At 61.0% G+C, this 815-nt stretch carries 1 protein-coding gene; it reads left to right on the forward strand.

All coding sequences use genetic code 11. The annotated features are described in order from the left end of the window. Positions 1-795 (forward strand): ISAs1 family transposase (locus ACFTOW_RS13265; RefSeq protein WP_379916495.1); only part of this gene is annotated, 795 nt, incomplete at its 5' end. Between the last annotated feature and the right edge of the window lie 20 nt (positions 796-815).

An 815-nucleotide genomic window follows, 5' to 3' on the forward strand; every position in this document is an offset into this window, starting at 1 on the left:
GATGTGATCGCTATCGACGGCAAGGCGTTGCGCGGCGCACGCGACAGGACCGAGGGAGCGCGGACGCGGATGATGGTGTCAGCCTACGCCACGCGGCTGCGCCTGACGCTGGCCACGGTTCCGGCGGATCGCGGCACAGAACTGGAGGCTGCGATCGAAGCACTGGGTCTGATCGCGCTGCGGGGGAAGATCGTGACCGGCGATGCATTGCACTGCAATCGCCGTACGGTTGAGGCGATCAACGCGCGTGGTGGCGATTGGTGTCTCGCCCTGAAGGGTAACCAAGAGTCGCTTCTGTCCGATGCGCGCGGCTGCTTCAGCGGCGCCATCGATCCTCGGCAGCGGGCGATGACCGAGGAGAAAAGTCATGGACGTAGAGAGGTCCGAAAGGCAACGGTCGTATCGGCCAAGTCATTGGGAGAATATCACGAATTCCCAGGACTGAAGGCGTTCGGACGGATCGAGGCAACCCGCGAGGTAGATGGACAGGTCGCTTCCGAGACACGCTATTTTGCGATGTCGTGGATGCCCAAGCCTGACATCCTTCTCACCACGGTCCGGGATCACTGGATGATCGAAAACGCCCTGCACTGGCAGCTTGACGTCTCCTTCCGGGAAGACGCCGCACGCAACCGGAAGGATAATGCCCCGGGCAACATCGCCGTACTTCGGAGGCGCGCCCTCGATGTCGTCAGACAGGACAAGTCGAAGTCGTCACTGTCGATCAAGCTCAAGCGCGCAGGCTGGGATGACACCTTCCTGCGCTCGATTCTCACAAACATAGCAATGGCTTAATGCCAAAAGCGATTGCCCTG

Origin of the sequence: Lacimonas salitolerans, assembly GCF_042677865.1 — a bacterium.
GTDB classification, from domain to species: Bacteria; Pseudomonadota; Alphaproteobacteria; order Rhodobacterales; family Rhodobacteraceae; genus Lutimaribacter; species Lutimaribacter salitolerans.